Here is a 22462-nt window from a genome sequence, read left to right as displayed (position 1 = left end):
TATCCCCAGAGGAAGTATGGACTCGAGTTCGTCAAATGACATTGCTATGTAAATTTCGGTGCGAATAGCGCTGATTTTCCTAATATTAATAGTGCCATTTGTGTCAATAGTTAAACATTGACGAGTAAGAGATGAAAGATTCTGTCTCAGGCTGTCTCAATATTGAGCGAGCCATGAAACTAGCTGGCTTAGGGGTAACACCGTGATATGGCGGCTGGTTACACTGTATAGCTGGGTAGCTTCTAGGTTGAGGATGCTCAGGTTTATGCATCACTTTTAGAGACACGGATTCGCGCCAAAATTGCGATAAAAGGTTGGGGTAAAAATATGATTGGTCATGAGTTTGACACGAAGTTAAATATTGACAGCGTTAAAGGACAAGCATTCTTAGTTTCCAATGAATCGGGTATCGTATCCGCGGTTCCCGGTATGCAAATAGCGCCCAATCAAGTGTTACTGACCAATGATAACAGTGCGGTTGTCGTCAGCCAAAGTGAACAGCAGTTCTATGTCGACAGTCGATGTGCCTCCTGCCTTATTCCTATCTCCGAAGGTAATGCCCAACTTGCTACCACAGGTATCGGGGTTCGCTTTGATGCGGACGGTCTGGATATAAACCAAGGTTTAAACCTTGATGTGGCTGATTTGCAGCGACTGATCTTAGAAGGCATTGACCCCACCGAATTATTTGAAGAAGCCGCTGCGGGTGAAAATCTTGGATCGTCGAACGCAGGCTTTGTCGTCATTGATTACCTGTATGCATCGTCGTTAACTGAAGCGGGGTTCGATACCGCTGGCCCGTTAGGTGCTAATAATGATGACGTGGACTTTCTTGGTGGTGATCTCTTCGGGTCTTCTCGGTCGCCTGCCGTTGATATTGATGCTGCTGGTGGACAGAGTATTACGCTCGAAGTTACCGAAGGCGACCTAGACGTCAATCCTTATGGTGTCCCTCAAACTCAGTCGTTTGTCATTGAAGGTGGCACCGATCGTTTGTTACCCGGCTCGCTTCAGATCGCGCCGAGCGATTTAGCTGCGTTCGAAGCTGAGTTAGCTGGTGTGACATCAAATGGCGAACCCGTACTGTTTACTCGTCAAACGAGTGTGGATAGTGATGGCGTTGGCACATTTACGCTGGTGGGAACGGTGAATGGCGAGGTTGTCGTTACCTTAACTTTAACGGCCACCCAAGATGGAAACGGACTCTCTGTTTCTGCATCTTTGACGCAATCTGGTCCATTAGATCACTTAGACAGCACGGGCAACTACGTGACTATCAATGGTGATAGCATTGCGATTGATTTGCCGTTGCAAGTCGCGGATACCGGTGGTGATTTGATGCAAAGCCCCGCCACTATTTCCTTGGTTAGCAATGATGGTCAAGCACCGGTAGTGGGCGATGCAAGCCTTGAACTAGTAGAACCGCAGACCGATCCGAGTGAAACCAAAGAAGTAACAACCTCTGTTGATATTGATTTGGGCAGTGATCAAATCGTCAGTGCTGACTTTGATGCGGCCGCAGCGGAAGCAGCGTTCGTTGGCATCACCAGCCATGGTATGCCAACAACTGTCGATACGTCGGTTGATGGTGTGATTACCCTCTATGCTGACAACAATGGCACGCCTGAAAAAGTGTTGGAAATCACCCTGAAGCCGTCCAGTACGCTAGGAGAGCCAGCGCAATACACGGTGACACAATATCAGCCGATCGATCAGCATCAGGCCAGCGATGGCGATGGCGATGATGAAAAATCCAGTTTTACTTTACCGTTCACAGTGACCGACGCAGACGGTGATGTCAGCAATCAATCTTCTGTCACCTTTACTATCATCGACGGTACACCCGCGCCGGGTGGTGAGCGACTTGATGCACAAGGTGCCCCAACAGATTTCTTTTCTGTTAATGAATTAGAAACACCAAACCAATATGACGCGTCTGCACCAAAGAATACGACAACGGGCACGATTAATTTTGCAGCGACATCCGATCGATTAGTGCATGACACGCTATCTATCGATGATTTCTCCACGCTGGAAGCAGAGCTTAAACTACTGACGAATAATCTTGGTCAGAACATAGATTCGGTTTTGCTGACAACCGCTGCGGATGGCTCGATAACCATTCTAGCTTCTATCAACGGCGATCCCGCTCTGGAAATAGTGCTGACTCCTGCTCAAGCGCCGGATGGCTTGGGTGTTAATGTGAATACGTCGTTTACCCAACATCAGGCGCTCATTCATCCAATCGACCCTGCCGATCAAATCTCCGGTAACTATGTCAGTGCCGATGGCGATAAAATTAACATCAAGCTGCCCATTCAACTTGAAGATACCGATGGCGATAAACTGGTTGATCCCAACGACGCCAATACAGAGTCACCGAGAATAGTGACGTTTTCGGTGGCGGATGACGCCACAACGCTTGGTTTGACAACCACCGATCCTATTTCTGTGGAAGAAAGCAGCATTGATGATGGAACTGGTGTCAGTCAGGGCTCCAAATCCAGCGGTACGCTAAATATTGATAACACCAACGATGCCGGTGACCCGAATACGTTAGATGCCGATAGCGATACGGGGGACGATATTGGTCACTTCTTTTTTGTCAGCGACTACGTTGTCTACCCTGATGGGCAACCTGTTCTCGCCAGCGGCTACCCTATTTTCTTGGAGCAACGCCCTGCAACAGATGCGTACCCGAAAACCTACTTCGGTATCGCGGATGATGGGTCGGGCGACAACCGTGATGCATTCAAAGTCACCTTGCAAGAAGATGGCACCTTTAGTTTTGAGCTTCTATCAGGATTAGATCATGAGCCAGGTGATGGCAATAACTCGCTGAGCTTTAACCTCAGCGCCTATACCGTTGATGCGGATGGTGATCAATCGAGTCGCATCACCGTGCCAATCACGGTGCTAGATGATGTTCCCACAACACAAGGTGATATCTCAGCGTCTTTAGACGATGCATCCGTAGGCGGAAATACAACAACCGTTGATGTGTTTGAAATCACTAATTCTTCTTCGGTCCCTCCAGGCATTGAAAGCTTACAAGGTGCTGACAGCGCGTTCATCACGCGCATTCACAATGGTAAAGAATGGGAAGAGGTGTCAACCACACGCCCAACAACCCTTACTTTGTATTCTGAAGCTGATCCAAGTCTTGAGCTTGGCACCATGTTTATTGACCCACGCAATGAGCCCGTGGGCGAAATCACGTTTACGCTAAACCCTAACCTTACTGACCCGCAAGACGTCACGACCGAGACAATTCAATATGAAGTCACGGACTTTGATGGTGATAAAGCGTCCGGTCAAATTTCGTTATCAATTGATATTGATGCGCAAGGCGGGCAAAACGCATCATTAACTGTGGTTGAAGGGGATTTGGACAACGCCACGTATAGCGCGCCAGACACGGAAAGCTTTGTGATAGAAGCGGGCACTGAACGCTTGCTTCCAGATTCGCTACAAATCGCGCCTGACGATCTTGCCGCGATTGAAAGCGAGCTTGCGCAGATAACGTCCAATGGCGACGCCGTTACTTTCACCAGCCAAACCACCGTTGATGGCAATGGCGTGGCGACATTAACGTGGACAGGCACAGTAAACGGTGTGGTGGTCCTTGAACTGGTTGTCACCGCGACTCAAGATGGCAAAGACGTCAATATCTCCGCAACGCTCACGCAAAATGCACCGCTTGATCACCTCTCTGGTTCAGGTACCTATGTCAATATCGATGGCGATAAAATCACGGTCAACATGCCGCTGCAAGTGACTGACACGGGCGGTGACTTGATGCACAGCCCAGCGCAACTGACACTGCAAAGCACTGATGGTGCTGCGCCGGTGATTAGCGCATCAAGCATTGATTTGGTTGAACCACAAACGGATCCGAGTGATGCCAAGAGCGCCTCATCATCTACCGGCATTGATGTAGGGAGCGACGAAGTTAGCAGTATTGCCTTCGACACTACAGCTGCAGAGACCGCGTTTTCAGGTCTCACCAGTCATGGGATGCCAACCACGGTTGATACGTCAGTAGACGGAGTGATTACGGTCTATGCCGACAACAACGGCACGCCAGAAAAAGTACTCGAAATCACCTTTGAACCATCGGGAACGACGGGTGAGCCGACTTTCTCTGTCACGCAATATCAACCTATCGACCAGCATCAAGCCAGTGATGGCGACGCTGACGATGAAAAATCCACCTTTACCTTGCCGTACACCGTGACAGATGCTGATGGTGACGAAAGTAATTCGTCGTCTATCACGTTCAATATTATTGATGGCACGCCAGCCTCAGGTGGAGAGCGCTTAGATGCCTCAGGTGCACCAGTAGATGTGATTGCGTTGGAAGAAACCAGCACGCCAAATCAATATGACGCCTCGGCAACTGAAAATACACAATCTGGCACGATTAGCCTGGCAGCGATTTCAGATCGTTTAGTACCAGATACGATTTCGATTGATGATGGTAACAACAATGCCACGTTGATCAGTGAGCTCAAATTACTCTCCAATAATCTTGGCGAGTTTGTTGATGACGTGACAATGACACCAAGCACGGATGGTGCTGGCAATCCGGTATTGACCATTTTGGCATCCATCAATGGGGAGCCCGCGTTGCAGTTCGTGCTGACATCGACACAAGCTGCTGATGGTTTAGGTGTAGAGGTGGATGCCGCATTTACCCAATATCAAGCGCTGATCCATCCGAAAGAAGCGGGCGATCAAATCAATGAAAACTATGTTAGCGCCGACGGCGATAGCATTAGCATTAAGCTACCGATCCAAGTCGAGGATACGGATGGCGATAAATTGGTTGATCCAAATGATGCGAGCAGTGAGTTGGCGCGTCTTGTTACCTTTACCGTGGCAGATGATGACTCAACAAACGGAGGCGTAACATCTATCGATACGGTGTCTGTTCAAGAAAGCAGTATTGATGCGACAACCGGTAAGAGTGAGGGGTCGCAGTCGAGCGGCACGCTGAATATTGATACCACTAATGACAGTGGCGAGCCGAATACTCTCGATGTAGACAAAGCGCTTGGCGATGATTTTACGAACTATTTCTTTGAAACAGACTACCTAACTTATTCCGATGGCAGACCTGTTTTGGCGGATGGTTTTCTTGTGAGTCTAGAGCAACGACCTGCCACGGATGCTTACCCTAAAACCTATTTTGGTGTCGCTGATGACGGTACAGGCGACAATCGTGATGTGTTCAAAGTGACCTTAGCGCAAGATGGCACGTTTGGGTTTGAACTGTTATCGGGGTTAGATCACGACACTGGCGATGGCAAGAACGCTCTCACCTTTAACCTTATTGCACACACGGTAGATGCCGATGGTGATGAATCAGGGCAAATCCGCGTACCGATTGAAGTGCAAGACGATATTCCGACCGCACAAGGTGCGATTCCATTAGCGGTAAACGATTCACCAACCGATGACACCATGGTCAATATTGATGTATTTGAAGCCACTGATCCATCAGTGCCCTCCGATATTGAAAGCTTGCAAGGCGCTGATGGGGCCTTGATAACCCGCATTCACAATGGTGTTGAGTGGATTGACGTATCGACCACTAGACCATCGAGCATCACGCTGTATTCCGACACAGATCCGGCGCTTGAACTGGCCACCATGCGTATTGATCCGCGCAATGAACCTGTGGGTCAAATTGCCTTCACCTTTGTCGCTAACTTAGACAACCCATCGGCTGTGTTAAATCAATCGATTCAATATGAAGTGACCGATAACGATGGTGACACAGCCGAAGGTGCGATTGCGCTGACGCTAAACGATCAAGTGCCGACGATCACTATTGCGCCAGCAACGAGTGGCGTGATAACAGGTACCGAAGATCAGGGGCAGAATGATACGAATACAGAGGCTTCTGGCATTGATGCTTCCGCTGGCGTTGCCATCAATGTTCAGCTGAATATTGGTGACAATGACTTAGGCGAAGCCTACGAAGACGCAGGAACCTTGGTGCTTGACGGTGAAGTTACCCTCATGAGCAAGGACCCAGCTGGCGACATTGGCGGAAAATTCTACTTTAATGGCGCTGAAATCTTGCCAGACGGCGATGGGAATATCGTGTTCTTGGGCAGCATGTTTCAAGCTTCCGGCACCGTTGCGCCGATTATCTTTGATTTGTCAGGCGTAACATTTATTCCTGACCCTGACTACTCCTCCTATGACGACACCGACCTGATTCAGTTTGATGTTGAGTTAGAACTAAACGGTCATGAGCCTATTTTCACCTCCTCGCCGATGGAAGTGACGGTTTCCGGCGTTGCCGATGCGCCAACCATCACATTGATTGGCGATGCAGCGGATGGAGTATTCGAGCTCAAAGAAGACTTCAACCCATTCGGCACGTCGATTAATGACCCTGCACAGTTCGTACTGTCAGATCTTCTGTCAGCGGGTCTGCAGGATACTGATGGCTCAGAAACACTTGCGCTGGAATTCACGCTGTCGCCAAGCGAAGGACGATTCCAAGGTGGTGCTATCTATGAAGATAACGGCGTTTGGAAGCTGGATGACCCATCGCGATTGAGCCAAGTTCGCTTTATTCCCAACAGTGAATTCAGCGGAGACATCGCACTCGGCATTAAAGCAATATCCACCGAATCAGCACCAACGAGCACAGAAACGGCCGAAACAACGTCGTCTATTATCTTGCGCGTCGAACCTGTTGCTGACGAGGCAAGAATGGTGGTGCGCACCGTCGTAGGGAATGAAGATGCGGGTAACCCAGATACCAATGTCGCGGAAGGGGAGGCAATTTCACTCGCTAGCGCGATTTCGTTGACCACGCTTGGCAGTGATGCCGATGGGTCAGAAGCCATGTTCGTGCGCATTTATGACATACCAGCGGGCGCGACACTGCAACTTAATGATGGCGGTACGATTACACCCATTACCGACACTGACCGTATCGCGATTGCCGACTTAGCGAACCTAGAACTTATTCCACCAGTTCACAGCAATGAAAACATCACATTGATGGTCGAAGGCATTGTTGTTGACTCTGCCACGAACTCGCCGGATGACGAACGCATTTTGCCGGCTCAACCCCTGAATGTACTGATTGCTGGTGTTGCTGATACGCCGGAATTTTCGATTGAAAACCCAGGAACTAATCCGGGCGAGTGGCAATACGACGCTGCTACTGGTGTTGTGACAACGACAGTCCCAGAAGACGGTATTAACGGCGATGGTTTGGTGGCAGTTGATTTCAATGTGTCGTCTGGTGAGAAGGCACTTTCGCCATCGGATAGCTCAGAATCACTCACCATGATCGTCTCGAATCTGCCTGATGGCGTATCGTTTGTGGTCAAAAATGCGGATGGTTCATTAACCGATGTTGAACTGGCATTTGCTGGCTGGGAAACAGACGGTAGCGGTATGTCAATTCCTACCTATTCCGTCGCGCTTGATGCCTTTGCATCGGGTGATGTCTATCTCAAGCTTCCGCCCAATACCACCGAAGATCTGCGCATTGAGACCAAATTGGTCGCGACAGAAAACGATGGCGATGACAAAGCGATCAGCACCACGATTGAAGTGATTGTCGGCCCGCCAGTGATTGATGCGGCAGATACTTACGAAACATCAACGACAACAGGCAACGAAGATGCATGGGTGAACATAGATTGGCAGCCTGATCTTACCGTTGCAGGTGTGCCTGATTCTGATGCGCAAGGCGTGAAAGAGTTTGTTGTTGGTGCGACCATTTCTGGGTTCGCTGATACAGACAGTGTGCAATTGGTCAAAGGCAGCGATGTTATCGCGTTAACACCTGTTGGCGGTGAAGTGACCTTGACGGAAGCGCAGATTGCTGATGGCTATCAACTACAAGTGAAGCGTGCGCCTCATAGCGACGAAGACCTCACGTTGACGACGTCAGTGACGATTCGACAAGACGACTTTGAAGGGCAGACATCTGCCGAGAAAGAGATTACCGGCACGGTCAATATTGATATTCAGGCGGTGGTTGAAACGGTAGATGGCACCTTGGCCTTGCTAGATAGCACAAACCAGCCTGTCACTGAAGTGTCTACCGACACCTCGGGCAGTGCCGCATTCCTGAATGCCGTGGTGTTCACACATCCAGACACATCAAGCTCTGAAGAAATCATCAAAGTTTACATCAGTGATTTACCGGAAGGCTTCTATGTAGAAAACGCGCAGTTTAATGGTGATATGGGCTGGATTCTTGACGATCCAAATGACTTTACCATCGTTGCGCCACCTAACAGCGCGCTTCAGCAAACCACATTTACACTGAGTGCCATGGTCATTGACCGTGGTGACGGCGGCGAAGGAGATGAAAGCCTTCCTGAAGTGGTAACTAGCGTCATTACACTGAACTACCAAAACTCATCGACTGACACTGAATTGGCGCAAACCGTGACGCCAACGGACACCACAGTAGTGTTGACGGGAGATGAAGACAACCCGATTTCACTAGCAGACGTGGGTACAGCAATCAACTGGCCAAGTGCGGGTACAGGTGACGAGCTTAACGACCAAATCACCATCGTGATCAAAGGCGAAGACTTGCCGGCAGGGTCGGTTGTTGGAGGGGCCGACTACCATGTCGAAGACAATATCTATGTGTTCACTCCGCCAGGTCGACAAGAATCGGGTAACCCTTACCCAAGTGGATTGGATTTATCCGCACTGACTATTACGCCGCCAGAAGATTTTGCGGGTGAAATGTCTGTGCCGATTAGCGTGGTCAATATCGACAGCGTTAGCGGTCATACCACAACGACAGCAATGACCGTTGATATTGACGTCAAGCCATTGGTTGACCTACCCGAGCCAGACGGTGCCGCGCAACCGGGTGACAATACGCTAGATTTCTCGTTCTCACTGGGCATCAAAGAAACGCAAGGTTTGAACGCGGAGCAGCAACCACTCGAAGCGGGTGAAACGGAACAGGTTGTTTCCGGTCAGGCACTTGAAGATGGCATTATTATCCTCAGTCTGAGTGCTTCGTTGGCCGACAATGATCAGGCCAATGGTGAAGAGAAAATCACCGCGGCGACACTGACAGTGCCTGCGGGTATGGGCATGTTTGTATTGGCCGATGGCAGTGAATCAAGCACCTTGGTTGTTGATGCAAGCCAGCTTAATGACATCAAATTTAAGCCTTCACCCGATTTCAGTGGTGAAGTTGAAGTCTCTGCGACCATCACGATTACAGACACAGCAACAACCGGTACTGACAGCCGCACGGTGAACACCACCATGAACGTTGAAGTGACGGCTGTAAATGACGAAGTCACCTTTACCCAAAATGGCACGGAATTAGGCGACACCGACGTCGCTGAGATCACTGTGGATGAAGATACGACCAGCGGCGCTTCACTGGCCGATCTTGGCTTTAGCTTTAGTGATATTGATGGCTCCGAATCCCTTGCGTCTATTATCGTGGAAAATGTGCCAGACGGGTTTACCTTGTCTGCCCCTGCGGTCAATGCATCAGAAGGGCAGTGGATCATTCCTGCCAGCGCGATAACAGACAACACATCGCTGTCGCAAATCACGGTGGAGCCAGCGGGCAACTTCAGTGGCACGGTTAACTTTACGGTTACCGTGTTTACCCAAGAAGACAACTTGAGCGAACCTGTTGGATACAGCCAAGTCGTTTCACTCACGGTCGATCCTGTGGGTGATGGGGCGAACGCCAATGTGAACGCATCGGCATCCGGCACGGAAGACACCGCCGTTCATCTTGAAATGGAAATCACGGCGAAAGATAACCGCGATAGTGTTAGCGATACAGGGCAGCCATCAGGTGTTGATGTCACTGAAAACCCACCTGAAACCTTACTTATTACGATTTCAGGTGTCCCTAGTGGCGGCAAAATTGTTCTGCCTGATGGTGTGGTCGGCATCGTCACACCGGAAACCTCGGACGGCGGTGATATTGTCGTGACCATCGACAGTACGCGTCTTGAGGATCTGACCTTTATTCCGCCGCAAGATGTTAACGGCCAATTGGTGTTGGATCTTGCCATTCAGACCGTGGATAACGGTGCGGTGTCTACTGATGTGGTGAATAAACAAATTACCGTCAACCTATCAGCAGTGAATGATGAGCCCGTGAACATCCTAGCGGATAGCTACGCCGCAGAAGAGGACACTGTGCTCACAATTACCGACCTGCAAGTCCAAGATGTGGATGCAAGAGACGGCAGCAGCGTGGTGAATGTGCAATTGGCAGTGGGCGCGGGCAGTACGCTTAACCTTGTTGGTGATACCACGGGAATCACTGTCTCAGGAGCAGGGTCAAATACGTTAACGCTGACCGGTGACATCGACGCCATTAATACCTTACTTGCTGGTGGCGTTAACTATGAATTTGCAGGTGACAATACCTCGGGTGATGACACCTTAACCATGACCACGCGTGATCGCGGAAACTTTGGTGCTGGCGGTCAGAAATTCGATCGCGATACTGTCTCCATTGTTGTTGCGCCTAAATCAGACATGCCAGCGCTTACTTATGCCACTCAGCTTGCATCTATGCGCGCAGCAGTTGGCGCGATTGTTCCGTTATTGGGGCTGATGGCGACGTTGGTTGACCCGATTGATAACGAATTCTCCTTAACTTTTAGCGGACTCGGTACGTCTGGAGAGTTAATTGATAGCGCAGGTAACCCGGTTGGCACGAATGATGGGAATGGGAATTGGACACTCAGCCAAACGGATTTAGCATCGGTCACGCTTGAGGATCTCAATCTTCGATTTAGTGCGCAGCCAGTGGGTGATGTGACCGTCACTGCGCTGTCTGATGTCGGTGATGGCGATCCAAAAGAAGCCTCACTCACCATTAATATCGAAGTGGTAGACACAGCAGCAACGCCTGTTCTCAATGATACAGATAACACCGGTGATAACTTGGTAGTCGATGGCAACCAAGCAACGCAAGTTCACGGCGGTGCGGGCGAGGACATTCTCGCGGGTGGTTTAGGCGAAGACATTCTCACAGGCGGCGCGGGTGACGACCAAATGTGGGGTGGTGATATCGATGGCACGGGAGACAGTGCCGCCGATACCTTTGCGTGGAAATCCGGTGATTTCGGTACGGCTGCAAACGTTGCCAATGATGTGATCAAAGACTTTGAAAACGGGATTGATGTGATCGATCTTTCCGACGCATTTGATACCACAGGCGTGTTTACCTTTACCGAATTGGCGAATCGACTTGATATCCAAACGGTGGGCGGTGATACGCGCATTCAAGTGTTTGATGATGCCAGCGCGCCGATCCAAAACATCCTCATTGAAGGCCACACGCTGAATGAGTTGCTGGGGATGGATGCATCCGGTCTGACACAAGATGAAATTCTTGAGTCCATGTTGATGACGGGTCAGCTGGTGGTGTTTGATCCAAACTCAACGCAATTTGGCACAGAAGCGGATGATAACCTCGAAGCAGACGATGCCGGTGCGCGTGTTATAGCCGGTGATGGTGACGATATCATCGAAGCGGGCTTAGGTGACGATATTCTCGTGGGCGGCGAGGGCGATGATGTCTATGCGTGGACAGCCGATAGCGTCAGCGCTACGTCAAGTAATACAGATACGGTGGCAGACTTTGAGCTGGGTGACACGGTCACGGTAGCCGATCAGCTAGATGTCTCTGCGATTCTGCCGGATGCCATTGGCAGTGGTTCTTCCATTGGCGAATTGCTGGATTACATTCGCCCTGAAATGACAGACGATGGCTTGACCCTTCACGTGTCACGAACCGCGGGCGGCATGGAAGTGCAAGACATTGTTCTGCACGACGTAGGCTGGAGTGAACTTGGCTTAGATGTGAGCGCAACAGGCACGGATATTCTGAATCAATTGATCCAACAGCAAGCGCTGAAACTAGACTAAGGCTAATTGTTTAGAATGCGTCAGTTTTGACACGCGAATTACCACCAAAGAAAGGCACTGCATCATGCAGTGCTTTTTTATGTGTGGTATATATCTGTTTATATTCCTGTTGAAACAGGCACCTTGCGTCATTTTGCGCATAGTTGCTTGAAATAGCCTTTAAAAAGTAGAGCCATGAAAACACTCTTTGCCCATCGAGGAATGTCCTCACTTGCGCCAGAAAACACACTTGCAGCTTTCTCATTAACGCCAGAATATGGCCTCAACTGGGTAGAGTGCGACGTGGATGTATTGGCTGACGGCACGGTTGTCCTCAGTCATGATGAAACATTAGATCGCTGCACCGACAGACCCGGCAGTTTGTATGACTTGACCGTGGACGATCTCGACGATATTGATGCGGGAAGTTGGTTTGGTGATGCCTTTATCGGCGAGCGAATCCCAACGTTCGCCGAGTTTATTGAACTGGCCAACAAGCTTAAGCTAAACATCAATGTCGAAATCAAGTCATGCACGGGCGGTTGGGCGCAGACAGAAAGTTTGATTGATGGCGTCATTGAAGAGTTAAAGAAGCTGGACAAAGATCGCGATCTCCTGATATCCAGCTTCAATGTATTGGCGTTAGCAGAGTTTAAACGCCGCTGTCCTGATATTTCTATCGCTTGTCTATTCAGCACAGAAACGTTGGAAGCTGATTGGCTGGCGGTGTTGCAGGCTTGCCAAGCAAACGCGGTTAACGTGGAAGACAAAGGGCTGACCAAAGAGATGGTACTTGAAATCAAAGAGCACGGTTACGCTGTGAATGTGTACACGGTGAATCATCTTGCTCGCGCCAATCAGTTGTTTAACTGGGGTGTTGATGGCGTGTTTACCGATGTCGGGCATACTTTCCCATCTCGCTACCGAAACGCATAAATCCCCACCCAAAAGTGATAGGTATGACAGATTGAATCTATAAATTTCAACGATTATACCTATCACTTATCTCGTCATAAACTACCCCCATAGACATTAAGGCCAACGGCCAAACAAAATGCCAAAAGAGAATGGGGAAGGGGTTATGACAAGCATTAATATCGGTATTCAAGAACAAGACAGAATTGTGGTTGCAGAAGGCCTAAAACGCCTATTAGCGGATTCATACACCCTGTACCTACAAACGCACAATTTTCACTGGAATGTTACGGGTAAACAATTTCGCGAACTCCACGTGATGTTTGAAGAGCACTACAACGCGCTGGCGCTGGCAGTCGATGAAATCGCGGAGCGAATTCGCACTCTAGGCGTCGCCGCACCGGGCACGTATAAAGCCTTTGCTGAACTGAGCGCGATTGAAGAAGTGGAAGGGGTCCCATCGGCTGATGACATGGTGGACATACTCACCAAAGGTCACGAGCAGGTGGTTCGCACCGCCCGTGAAGTGCTCAAACTGGCACAGCAAGCCGATGATGAATCCTCCGCATCACTGGTATCAGACCGCATGCGCGAGCACGAGAAAACCGCGTGGATGCTCCGCGCCATGCGTGAGAACGGTTAAGCCGCAAAGATTAAAAGTAAGCAATGTACCGTAAGTAGAAGGCCGCCGATGGGGCAGCCTTTGTGTTTCTGGCGTTGTTTGATGAATGCGTGTTCTTCGAAGCAGGCGACAGCGGTTTTGAAATCATCAAGCATTTAAATGGGAAACACACCTGTAAAACTGACAAGATTATGGTTTTCTCAGGGTGTGTCCCTCATATGTCTCAGCCCCAGCCTTCCCACCAATAAGACAAAACAACCCGCCATCGCCCATTACTATCCTCTCTATCACATCACTCGTAACAGACTGATAAGCAATTCATTTCTATTAATCGCATTGATTAATGCAGAGGGGATACGGATGTCCAAAACGCTCTTCACCATTGCCATCATTTTATCTTTGATGGGCTGCAATCATTCAACGTCAAACCCAAATACCCGTTCGACGCCCCCTTCCAATGATGCGCAGCCGTCATCAGAGCCCGACACTGATACTGAAAATCAGGAAGAAGAATCAACGTCATCGTTTTCCATGGAACTAAGAGCGCAACCGTCGGTAGACGATCAACTTGGGCTTATCTACCAACATTTTGACCATACCCTCGACAGAACCGATTCGTTGACAGGCACTGATGACAATCAAGACGGTATTCGTGACGACATTGAAGCCTTTTTAAACATGCTGGAAGTGGAAGAGCCGGTGAGAAATGCCCTCAAACAAAATGCACGTCATGTTCAAGATAACCTTCACTATGATTTCACCGAAGATACGCCAGAGAATGAAGATCTCGCGTTTGAAATCAGTAAGAACTACGTCAAAGTCATTGCTTGCGAGGGCTTTCTAGGCATGCCTGTGCGTGACATGACCAATACGTCAAAGACGCTCGTCGCACTCACCTACAACACCAAAGCACGCACCATGGCATTTCTGGCCTACAACAGGCTGTTAGATGGAAACACCTATGTACTCCTTGACGACAAGGAGGAGTATTGTGAATAAACACCTCATTGCGGTGATGCTCATTGTTTTAGCATCACTGCCGTCACGGGCTGCAACGGTCAATGAATGCGAAGTATCAGGCTATGCGTTTGGCTTTTTTAACGGTGTCGCCAACAACACAATCAGCACATATGAATTTATTTAACCCTGAAAATTGTGGAGCAAAGCGAAACGTAGCCAACTGTTTTTGTTCCGATGGAAGTTTTGGTTAGACAATGTGACTATAATCTAACCAAATAATGAAACCAATTACACCATTCCAAAATAAGTGAAAAAAAATAACAGAAAATATTGCTGCTAAATCATTGATTCTTGAGCGGAAGTATTCATAAACAAGACTAAGCACAATACCAAGACCTGCAACGATAAATACAGTATCTATTCCCACAAGTGAATGTGAGGCTGAAAATAGAAATGCAGTTAGTAAAACTGAGGTGATTATATTTTTAGTGCCCCGTCTGAAAATACCTTGCATTAGAAATTGAAATATAACAGTTTCAATAATCGGAGCGATTATTAGGATTGACAATAATAAACTCATGAAGCCGCCATTAGGAATAATAAATTTATCTGTAACTATGAAAGTGTCAATTATTAAACCAAAACATACAGCCCATAATGCCGCAAACGTATACATGGCAAGTAAAAACTTAACAGGCTTCATTTCAAATGAACGATAAATTAAGTTGGTTGTTAAGTGATACATCATTAAAATTCTACCGAAGGTTGCCTAACAGCCAATTAGATCCCAATGTGGGGTGCTGAAACCCTCCGCTTTGGGGTTTTCCACACAACCAATAATCACTGGAGGTTTCTTTAAGGATCTGTTTTTAATCGAGTATAACTAAATGTGTTGTCAGTGCGAACGAGGGAATACGCCAAGTTTGGATGTTTCTACCAACATCACGGATTGCCATCAGACAATCTATTGAAGGATCTCGGATTGAAACTGATTGGATGTATCTTCGCCAATGCAGATAGAACAAAAAACGCTTTTGAAAAAACGCGGAGCGTTATTCCGCGCGTTGTTTGATGAATGCGTGTTCTTCGAAGCAGGCGACGGCGGCTTTGTACTCATCAATCGCTGATTCAATATCGCCGCCGTTGAGATTGGCGATACGGTGGGCGGCTTGGTCAATGCCGCAGCTGTCAGTAATGGCATCAATCACGTTGTCTGGAACGACCTCGCCTTGTTGGTCTAGCCAGACAATGCGGGGGAGGGATTCCACATTGTGGTTGTTACCAGCGTGCGCGTTGAACGCAAAAAGTAATATGAACAGCATTAGGCCTTTCATCATGTTCCCTTACGACTTTGAACTCTTGAGCGCTTTCTTTGCAAGCTCGTCTGTCAGCATGTGCATTTCTGGCAAGATACGATGAATCAAATGGAGTTGCTGCAACACCATACGTGCTGATGTACTTTCTTCTTCACGCCATCGTTCTAAATGCTTGCCAAGCGCGTCATCTAAGCAAGGTGTCGTTTCAACCGCATCCCCCGCCAGTTTTGTGATCAGACAATCCAGCTCTTCGTGTATGCCACGGTGCGCTTTGGATACCAGTTCATGAATGCTGTCATCATCCATTTGCATGCGGTGTGCGCCAAGGGTTGAGATATAACTCAGCATGGCATGGTTCAAACACAGAAAACGGAAGCTTTCATCAATGGCGGTGCGGTAGCGTCCTGGCTCTGCCAACATGTTACTGATGGCGGTGGTTAGCTGTGCATCTTGATTATGGGATTCGCGTCGAGCCACGCGATAGGCCATGGTATCGCGTTTACCAATGCGGTATTGGCCAATGATTTGCCCCAAATAATCTCGGTTTGCCGTGACAGAATCTTTCATGATCCCGCGTAAACGGTGTGCTTGCCAATCAGGTAAAACAAAACGCACTGCCGCGACTGACAATAAACAGCCAATTAGCGTATCCCCAAGGCGAGGTAGCATCACCGCATAGCCTTCACCGAGTTGGTTGAAACACATGAGCACCAACAAGGTAATAAACGCGGTCGCTGCGGCATAGTGGGTGGTGCGGAAGGCGAAGAACAACACGCCAAATAACACCATCAGTACCAGTTGCCCTGTTAAATCAGGGAACAATGTGAGTAGGGGGAGACCAACCAGTAAGCCAATTAAGGTGCCGGATACACGCTCAGTGAGCTTACTTCGGGTGGCAGAGTAGTTGACCTGACACACAAACAAGATGGTGAGCAATATCCAGTAGCCGCGCGTTAAATCAAACGCCTGAATAATGCCATAGCCGACACCCAGCGCCAGGCTCAAACGCACCGCATGGCGAAACAGCAATGATTTAGGCGTTAGCTGTGCCCAAACACGGGCGCACTTTTCACGGAAGCTGTGTGCGTTTGAATCTGGGATTTCTTTGTCTTCGTCATTGAGCATGGCATCAGGATTACTGATGTTGGAAAGCTGGCGCTCTACCGTGGCTAAGTTGCTGAATAGAAAGTCTAACTGACTAAGTAACGGGTTCCACTCAGGGTTATTTTCTGCTTTGATATAAATGAGCGACTCTTGCAATTCATCCAATGCTTTGACGCTTTGCTCGCCGTGACGATAAGGGCGAGACAAGGTGAGGCAGTGTGAAACCTCTAAGCAGGCTTTAGCTTGCAAGTGCAATAGGTGCTGCAAGCGGAACATGACATCGCTATGGAAGAACACTTCGGCTAGATCTTGATAGCGATAGTGGGACGAGTTCGCGCGCTCATGAATGTCTTGGGCAAGAAAGTAAATTTTCAGCAGTTGTCGTGTGTTGTCGTTGACCCGACCGCGACGAATGCGGTTCATTAAGGCGGTTTTGGCACCGTTAAGCGCATTCACCACTTTGATATTTTCGTTCGCATCACGCAGTCGCAAAGGTTGCGGATTCAAGCTGCGACTGGGGTGAAACATCTCTGATTTTTGATCGAGATAGTGAGAAAGGGTGTTGAATACCAAAGCAATGCTTTGCTGAACCGGTTGCAGCGGCCAGAGCAAAAGCCAGACGAGAGAAATCAAACCATACCAAGCCGCGCCCGCGATGAGCAGCATCGGCTGGAACCAAAGAGAGGGGGATTCTTGCGCCCCTAGCATGGTGTAAATCGCGGTCAGCACAGAAGCAAAAGCAATGCTGGTATAGCGAGGGCCAATGGCGCCCAACATGATAAAACTGAAGGTGGAAACGACCATTCCCAACGCAAACAAAAGGGGATATTCAAAAAGGATTTCGACAGAGAAGGTCGTGATAGCAAAACAGAATAGGGTGGTGAGAAGGGCGGAGAGTCGACCCGAGAAATTGTCATCCGTTTCGGCCAGTGCAGAAGCAATGATACCCAACACCAAGGGGGTAATCGCTTCAGATGCACCATACCACCAACAGGGAAGAGCAACACCGACCAAGGCGATAAACACGCGGACGCTGTAATTAATTCGGCTGTTTGCCCAGTATTCACGGAATGTAAGCGAAGTGCGTTTAGATATCATGAGAACGAAACTAGATGAAGAATGGAAGTAAGATAGCAGATTGAAACCTTCATCCAAGGGGTGAGATCAAAAACGAGGGTTTTTTCCCTTTCATAAGATCCTTTTGTTGATTTTTCATTCACCTATGTTCTTCAACGACGCATGACTGAAGGTCGTGAGATGCGTGTCAGAAGTTGCTATCCTACACACTGAAATTTACGTAACAGAAGCCTTTGATGAAATTATCAGCCAGTAAGTTGGCTCAATGGTGTGTGCAAGGCGATCACTACAGCATCGCACTTGAAGAACACCACCTTGTGTTTGAATCCAAACATTTGACAGAAACTGTCCCCTTCGCCATTTGGGACGGGCAATGTCGCCTATCTCGCGGTTTGTTGTGGGGTAAGCTGACGTTTATTGTTTCCCCTGCCGATCAACCTGCACGGTCAATCTCTGTTTATGGTCTTCCATGGTTTGAACTTTCTTCCTTGGTCGAACAATTGACAGCAAGCTATCAAGATTGGCTGGCAAAGCAGAAGAACACATTCATGCTGGTTGAACACGAGTTGGTGGCGCTGCGCGATGAACTTGAAGGGCATAAAGGCTACCTGCGTGACGCCGATTTACAACAATGGGTCAGCAAAGCGGGAATAGCCGTGGCGGAATTTGGTGTACACCCCCAAGTGGCTTCTATTGCCAATCCTGCGCTGTATCAAGGGTTCTTCGGTTGGCTGCAAAATGGCAGCGCGATGCGTGAAGCCAAAAACACCCAATGGCGGGAAACCGAACTAGAACGTTGGTCTCAGTGGTTTGATGGCATTGAATCTTCGCCGCTTAACCCTTCTCAGCGTCAAGCCGTGTTGATGGATGACAACCATAATCTTCTTTTGGCTGGTGCAGGCTCAGGCAAAACCAGCGTGTTGATGGCGCGCACCCAATACTTGGTAGCCAGCGAGCAAACCACACCAGAACGCATCGTGATGTTGGCATTTGGCAAGAAAGCCAGCGAAGAAATGGCGCAACGGCTAGCCAGTGCGGGGCTGCGAAATGTTGAAGTGTCTACGTTCCATAGCTTTGCAACAAAAGTCATCAAGGCGCTCACAGGTAACGCACCTGTGCTGTCTGCACTCGCGACCGATGAAGAAGCGAAACTCAGTTGGATGACGCTATGGCTCGCTGAGCATCTCACTCAACCTGCGGTCGAAAAACGCTGGCTGAAGCACCTTTCTCAGTGGAAATTACCTGGCTTGAACGCAGAGAGAAAATTGGCTGAACAGGCTCATGAACCGCGTTTACACAAATGGTTGTGGCGTCAGGTTGATCTGCTGATCCAACAAAATAAATCGCAGGCGGCGATGCGCTCGCAAGTGAACGGTGATGCGCGCGCTGAAAGTGAATTCGCGTTGGTATGGCCTTTGATGCGCAGTTATCAAACTCATTTGTCTCAAGCGAATGAAGTCGATTTTAACGGATTGATTAAAGAAGCCACCAAGTTACTTTTACGAAAAAGCGCGACGTTTTCGGCGCAATATGACCACATAATGGTGGACGAATACCAAGATATTTCCCCGTCACGCATGGAAATGCTTGAAGCACTGTGTGGCGGTAAGCGAGAACGTGCGCCTTCGTTGTTCGCGGTGGGTGATGATTGGCAGGCGATATACCGTTTTGCGGGCTCCGATGTCAGTTTGACCACGGATTTTCTCGCACGATTCCCCGCTGGCGTTATTCGCTATTTGGACGTGACTTACCGTTTCCATTCCCAAATAGGTGCGGTGGCAAACCCGTTTATTCAGGTCAATCCAAGACAGTTGGCTAAACCGCTGAATAGTGTGAAAACGCAGAAGAAAAAGGCCGTGCACCTTGTGTCATCAGAAACGCTAGAAGACACACTGACGAAGCTTGCAGCATCAAAGGGGGAGCGTGACGCAACACTCATGATGATAGGGCGCAATCATGCCAGTAAACCAGAGGGATTTTCATCATGGCAAGCGCGTTGGCCATCGCTCAATATTGTGTTTGTTACGGCACATGCGAGCAAAGGATTAGAAGCAGATTTTACGTTTTTACTCGATGTTAACGAGGGCGTATTCCCAGCAAAAGGCCAAAGCGAAGGGCTAGAAGTGGCGATGCTGTCTGTTGACGGGGAAATGGAGCATGCCGAAGAGCGTCGGCTTTTCTATGTGGCGCTGACCCGAGCGCGGCAAGCGTGTTGGATTTTCTGCCATCCAGAAAAGCCATCTGTATTCGTTAAGGAGCTTTGGCAGGGAGATTATCCCGTGATGTCAAAGTTACCCAAAAAAGCGCTTGAGTTCGAACAAGCGCCGCCTGCTATCGAACAGTCAGCCATGTCGGAATAGACAAGGCGGAACAAGACAGGGCTGATAAGCCAGAGCTTAATAAGGCAAAGTTTAATAAGCCAAAACCAAATGGTCCTAAGATTAGCTGGCGTGGGCGGTTTGCATGCCTTCATCGGCAAACTGTGCGGCTATCTCAACAAACTGATGTTCACATGCTAGAAATGCGTCAACCACAGCAGGGTCAAAATGGCTTCCTTTGCCCTGCAAGATGATCTCCTTGGCCTTTTCATGACTAAACGCGGGTTTATAAACCCGTTTTGAGATCAAGGCATCGTACACATCAGCCAGTGCCATTAAGCGGCCTGACAGCGGAATTTTTTCCCCCGCCAACCCGAGTGGGTAACCAGAACCATCCCATTTCTCATGATGCGTTGCGGCAATTTCTTGAGCAAAACGTAAGAAGGCAATGCCTTCAACGCTTTTCTCTGTCATCGACAACGCATCCGCACCTAACTGAGCATGTGTCTTCATGATGACAAATTCTTCGTCAGTCAGTTTGCCCGGCTTGAGCAAAATGGCGTCCGGAATGCCCACCTTTCCTACATCATGAAGAGGTGCTGATTTGTAGAGCAGATCAATCGTGTCGTCACTGAGGTAGGCCGCATATTTGCTTTGTCTACGCAATGTGTAAGCCAGTGCGCGAACATAGTTTTGCGTACGCAGAATATGGGCACCAGTTTCGTTGTCTCGCACTTCTGCCAAAGTAGAAAGTCCAATAATGGTGGCATCTCGAGTGCGGTTTATCTCGTCGTAACTGGTGTGTAGATCAATCAGCATTTTGTTTGTGTAATACGCAATAACGCCTAATTCTCCTGCGTGGTTTGAAGGCAGCCTTTGCTCTAATTGCCCGTCAGCTGCGAGCACCATGACGTGGGTTTGACGTTCCAATTGCTGATGAATCAAACGCGTCGCGTTTTTTGAAATGACGGCGATATAACCCAAAACCACGAGTGCAACAAAGACAAACTCTTTAAGAATGCTATCAATGTCGGCAATAGCAGGTTTGTGTTCAGTATGCTCAACCAGCCAAAGTAAATCTTTAGTGACAACCAGCCCAAGCAGCACCGTTACCATCACGACCAAAAACATGGCGCCCAAACCAATTTGGCCAGCTAATGGGGTGAACTTTTGTGGCGCATTGTTTTCGTTGGTTGAGGTGGCAGACTTGTAGCGTGCATTATCAATGGCTAAATCTAGGCTGATCACGATTCCCAGTAAAGTCATACCCAGCGCCACTTTGAGATTACTGTCTAAAGGAAAACCATAAAGCGTGCCATACCATGTCGCGAAGCCAACACCAGCGAGCGTGAAAATGGCCACGTTGGTCAGCAAGCTCACCTCTGCGTGATATACCGCACGAAGCATCAAACGGACAAAAAAGAGCAGAATAAACACGGTGGCGGATTGAATAAGCAAAACCGCCGTCGGTAACGAATCGATGAATGGGCAAACTTTTGCACCATATAAAGTAAAAACAATGACCGCGACAATGTAGTGAATAGCAGCTCTTTTTGGGGGCTGCTCAAATGAAGTTTCAGTCATGTCCGCTTTCTCTCTCTCTGTTTTCAATGGTGCAGGTGAGTGCCCAATCTGTCTTTATTAGCGTTTAACACCGCACTGCATCGTTGTTCTTCCCGCCAATAACTCTGTCACTAATACATGAAAATGAAACGGTGCATTGCCAGCCAGCATTTGTTGCTCGGGTTTCACAAGGGCATCTTTTGTTAGTGTGCCAAAGGTGCTGAAAACGTCTGAGGATGATTGGCCTGTCACCGCAACACCAAGCTTTGCGCATACGGTGAGATTATTCATTAGTGATAAGCGCATTGTATTTTCGTTAGTATCACTGACATCCAATACGGCAAAGTAATCACCATCTCGCAGCCAGATTTCTCCGTTGTGAATGATGAGTTTTTCTCCATCATTCATGTCCGTCCAAGGATCTTCAAATCCCAAGGTTTCTAGCACGTCTTTCATATTTTGAGGCGCAGGATAATGCAATTGCTGTGCGCTTATCGTAGGCACAATAAATAGCGGCCAGATCGCAAAACTAACCGCCATTAGCCATGAAAGATAGAGACGTTTTGTTACGTTTATAGCCAATACGCACCACGTATATTTCATATCGCTGAATAGTGTAAGTGTAGACATCTGCTTCATAAACTTTATAAAACTATAAAAATGAATCAGATGTTTCTCTTATGTTC

The 22462-nt window shown here is 48.6% G+C and carries 11 protein-coding genes; 6 read left to right on the top strand and 5 right to left on the bottom strand.

All coding sequences use genetic code 11. From position 1 onward, the window contains the following. Window positions 1-327: 327 nt before the first annotated feature. The 5 genes from A1OO_RS18905 to A1OO_RS23665 all read left to right on the top strand — a co-directional run bounded on the left by A1OO_RS18905 (window position 328) and on the right by A1OO_RS23665 (window position 14582). Entirely contained in the window at window positions 328-11922 is an 11595-nt protein-coding gene (locus tag A1OO_RS18905) for a retention module-containing protein (RefSeq protein WP_017004091.1), read from the top strand. A 174-nt stretch (window positions 11923-12096) separates the two neighbouring features. Then, window positions 12097-12837, top strand: a complete 741-nt coding sequence (locus A1OO_RS18900; protein ID WP_017004090.1) for a glycerophosphoryl diester phosphodiesterase — start codon at window positions 12097-12099, stop codon at window positions 12835-12837. Window positions 12838-12982: 145 nt separating this feature from the next. Beyond that, entirely contained in the window at window positions 12983-13459 is a 477-nt protein-coding gene (locus A1OO_RS18895) for a Dps family protein (protein ID WP_017004089.1), read from the top strand. 339 nt (window positions 13460-13798) lie between these two features. Further along, window positions 13799-14437, top strand: a complete 639-nt coding sequence (locus A1OO_RS18890) for a hypothetical protein (RefSeq protein WP_017004087.1) — start codon at window positions 13799-13801, stop codon at window positions 14435-14437. Beyond that, window positions 14430-14582, top strand: coding sequence for a hypothetical protein (locus tag A1OO_RS23665; protein ID WP_017004086.1), 153 nt, complete (start codon window positions 14430-14432; stop codon window positions 14580-14582). Before A1OO_RS18890 ends, A1OO_RS23665 begins: the two co-directional genes overlap by 8 nt. A gap of 63 nt (window positions 14583-14645) precedes the next feature. Here the strand turns inward: A1OO_RS23665 and A1OO_RS18885 are convergent, their stop codons facing one another. The 3 genes from A1OO_RS18885 to yccS all read right to left on the bottom strand — a co-directional run bounded on the left by A1OO_RS18885 (window position 14646) and on the right by yccS (window position 17916). Next, window positions 14646-15146 (bottom strand): CPBP family intramembrane glutamic endopeptidase, encoded by a 501-nt coding sequence (locus A1OO_RS18885; protein ID WP_017004085.1) that lies wholly within the window; start codon window positions 15144-15146, stop codon window positions 14646-14648. 304 nt (window positions 15147-15450) lie between these two features. Then, the gene (locus A1OO_RS18880) at window positions 15451-15720 is read right to left on the bottom strand and encodes a hypothetical protein (protein ID WP_241819185.1); all 270 of its coding nucleotides are present in this window, start codon (window positions 15718-15720) and stop codon (window positions 15451-15453) included. Window positions 15721-15741: 21 nt separating this feature from the next. Beyond that, entirely contained in the window at window positions 15742-17916 is a 2175-nt protein-coding gene (gene yccS / locus A1OO_RS18875; protein WP_026023953.1) for a YccS family putative transporter, read from the bottom strand. A 215-nt stretch (window positions 17917-18131) separates the two neighbouring features. Between yccS and helD the strand changes: the two genes are divergently transcribed. Beyond that, complete coding sequence (helD, locus tag A1OO_RS18870; protein ID WP_016961422.1) at window positions 18132-20255, top strand: DNA helicase IV; 2124 nt, start codon at window positions 18132-18134, stop codon at window positions 20253-20255. A gap of 81 nt (window positions 20256-20336) precedes the next feature. On the opposite strand, the gene A1OO_RS18865 is transcribed toward helD, so the two are convergent. Together A1OO_RS18865 and A1OO_RS18860 are read right to left on the bottom strand one after the other, a co-directional pair. Further along, window positions 20337-21797 (bottom strand): HD-GYP domain-containing protein, encoded by a 1461-nt coding sequence (locus A1OO_RS18865; RefSeq protein WP_016961423.1) that lies wholly within the window; start codon window positions 21795-21797, stop codon window positions 20337-20339. Between the two features lie 57 nt (window positions 21798-21854). After that, window positions 21855-22406 (bottom strand): hypothetical protein, encoded by a 552-nt coding sequence (locus A1OO_RS18860; RefSeq protein WP_241819184.1) that lies wholly within the window; start codon window positions 22404-22406, stop codon window positions 21855-21857. Between the last annotated feature and the right edge of the window lie 56 nt (window positions 22407-22462).

The sequence above is a fragment of the Enterovibrio norvegicus FF-33 genome (assembly GCF_000286835.2).
Classification (GTDB): domain Bacteria; phylum Pseudomonadota; class Gammaproteobacteria; order Enterobacterales; family Vibrionaceae; genus Enterovibrio; species Enterovibrio norvegicus_A.
The sequence above is the reverse complement of the archived record's forward strand: the minus strand, read 5'-3'. Positions and strand labels throughout refer to the sequence as shown.

Excerpts from the sequence above, each read along its gene's own strand:
- A1OO_RS18880 (WP_241819185.1), bottom strand. The coding sequence starts at position 15,720 with ATGCTGTTCATATTACTTTTTGCGTTCAACGCGCACGCTGGTAACAAC.
- yccS (WP_026023953.1), bottom strand. The coding sequence starts at position 17,916 with ATGATATCTAAACGCACTTCGCTTACATTCCGTGAATACTGGGCAAAC.
- A1OO_RS18895 (WP_017004089.1), top strand. The coding sequence starts at position 12,983 with ATGACAAGCATTAATATCGGTATTCAAGAACAAGACAGAATTGTGGTT.
- A1OO_RS18905 (WP_017004091.1), top strand. The coding sequence starts at position 328 with ATGATTGGTCATGAGTTTGACACGAAGTTAAATATTGACAGCGTTAAA.
- A1OO_RS18885 (WP_017004085.1), bottom strand. The coding sequence starts at position 15,146 with ATGATGTATCACTTAACAACCAACTTAATTTATCGTTCATTTGAAATG.
- A1OO_RS18860 (WP_241819184.1), bottom strand. The coding sequence starts at position 22,406 with ATGTCTACACTTACACTATTCAGCGATATGAAATATACGTGGTGCGTA.
- A1OO_RS18865 (WP_016961423.1), bottom strand. The coding sequence starts at position 21,797 with ATGACTGAAACTTCATTTGAGCAGCCCCCAAAAAGAGCTGCTATTCAC.
- A1OO_RS18900 (WP_017004090.1), top strand. The coding sequence starts at position 12,097 with ATGAAAACACTCTTTGCCCATCGAGGAATGTCCTCACTTGCGCCAGAA.
- helD (WP_016961422.1), top strand. The coding sequence starts at position 18,132 with ATGAAATTATCAGCCAGTAAGTTGGCTCAATGGTGTGTGCAAGGCGAT.
- A1OO_RS18890 (WP_017004087.1), top strand. The coding sequence starts at position 13,799 with ATGTCCAAAACGCTCTTCACCATTGCCATCATTTTATCTTTGATGGGC.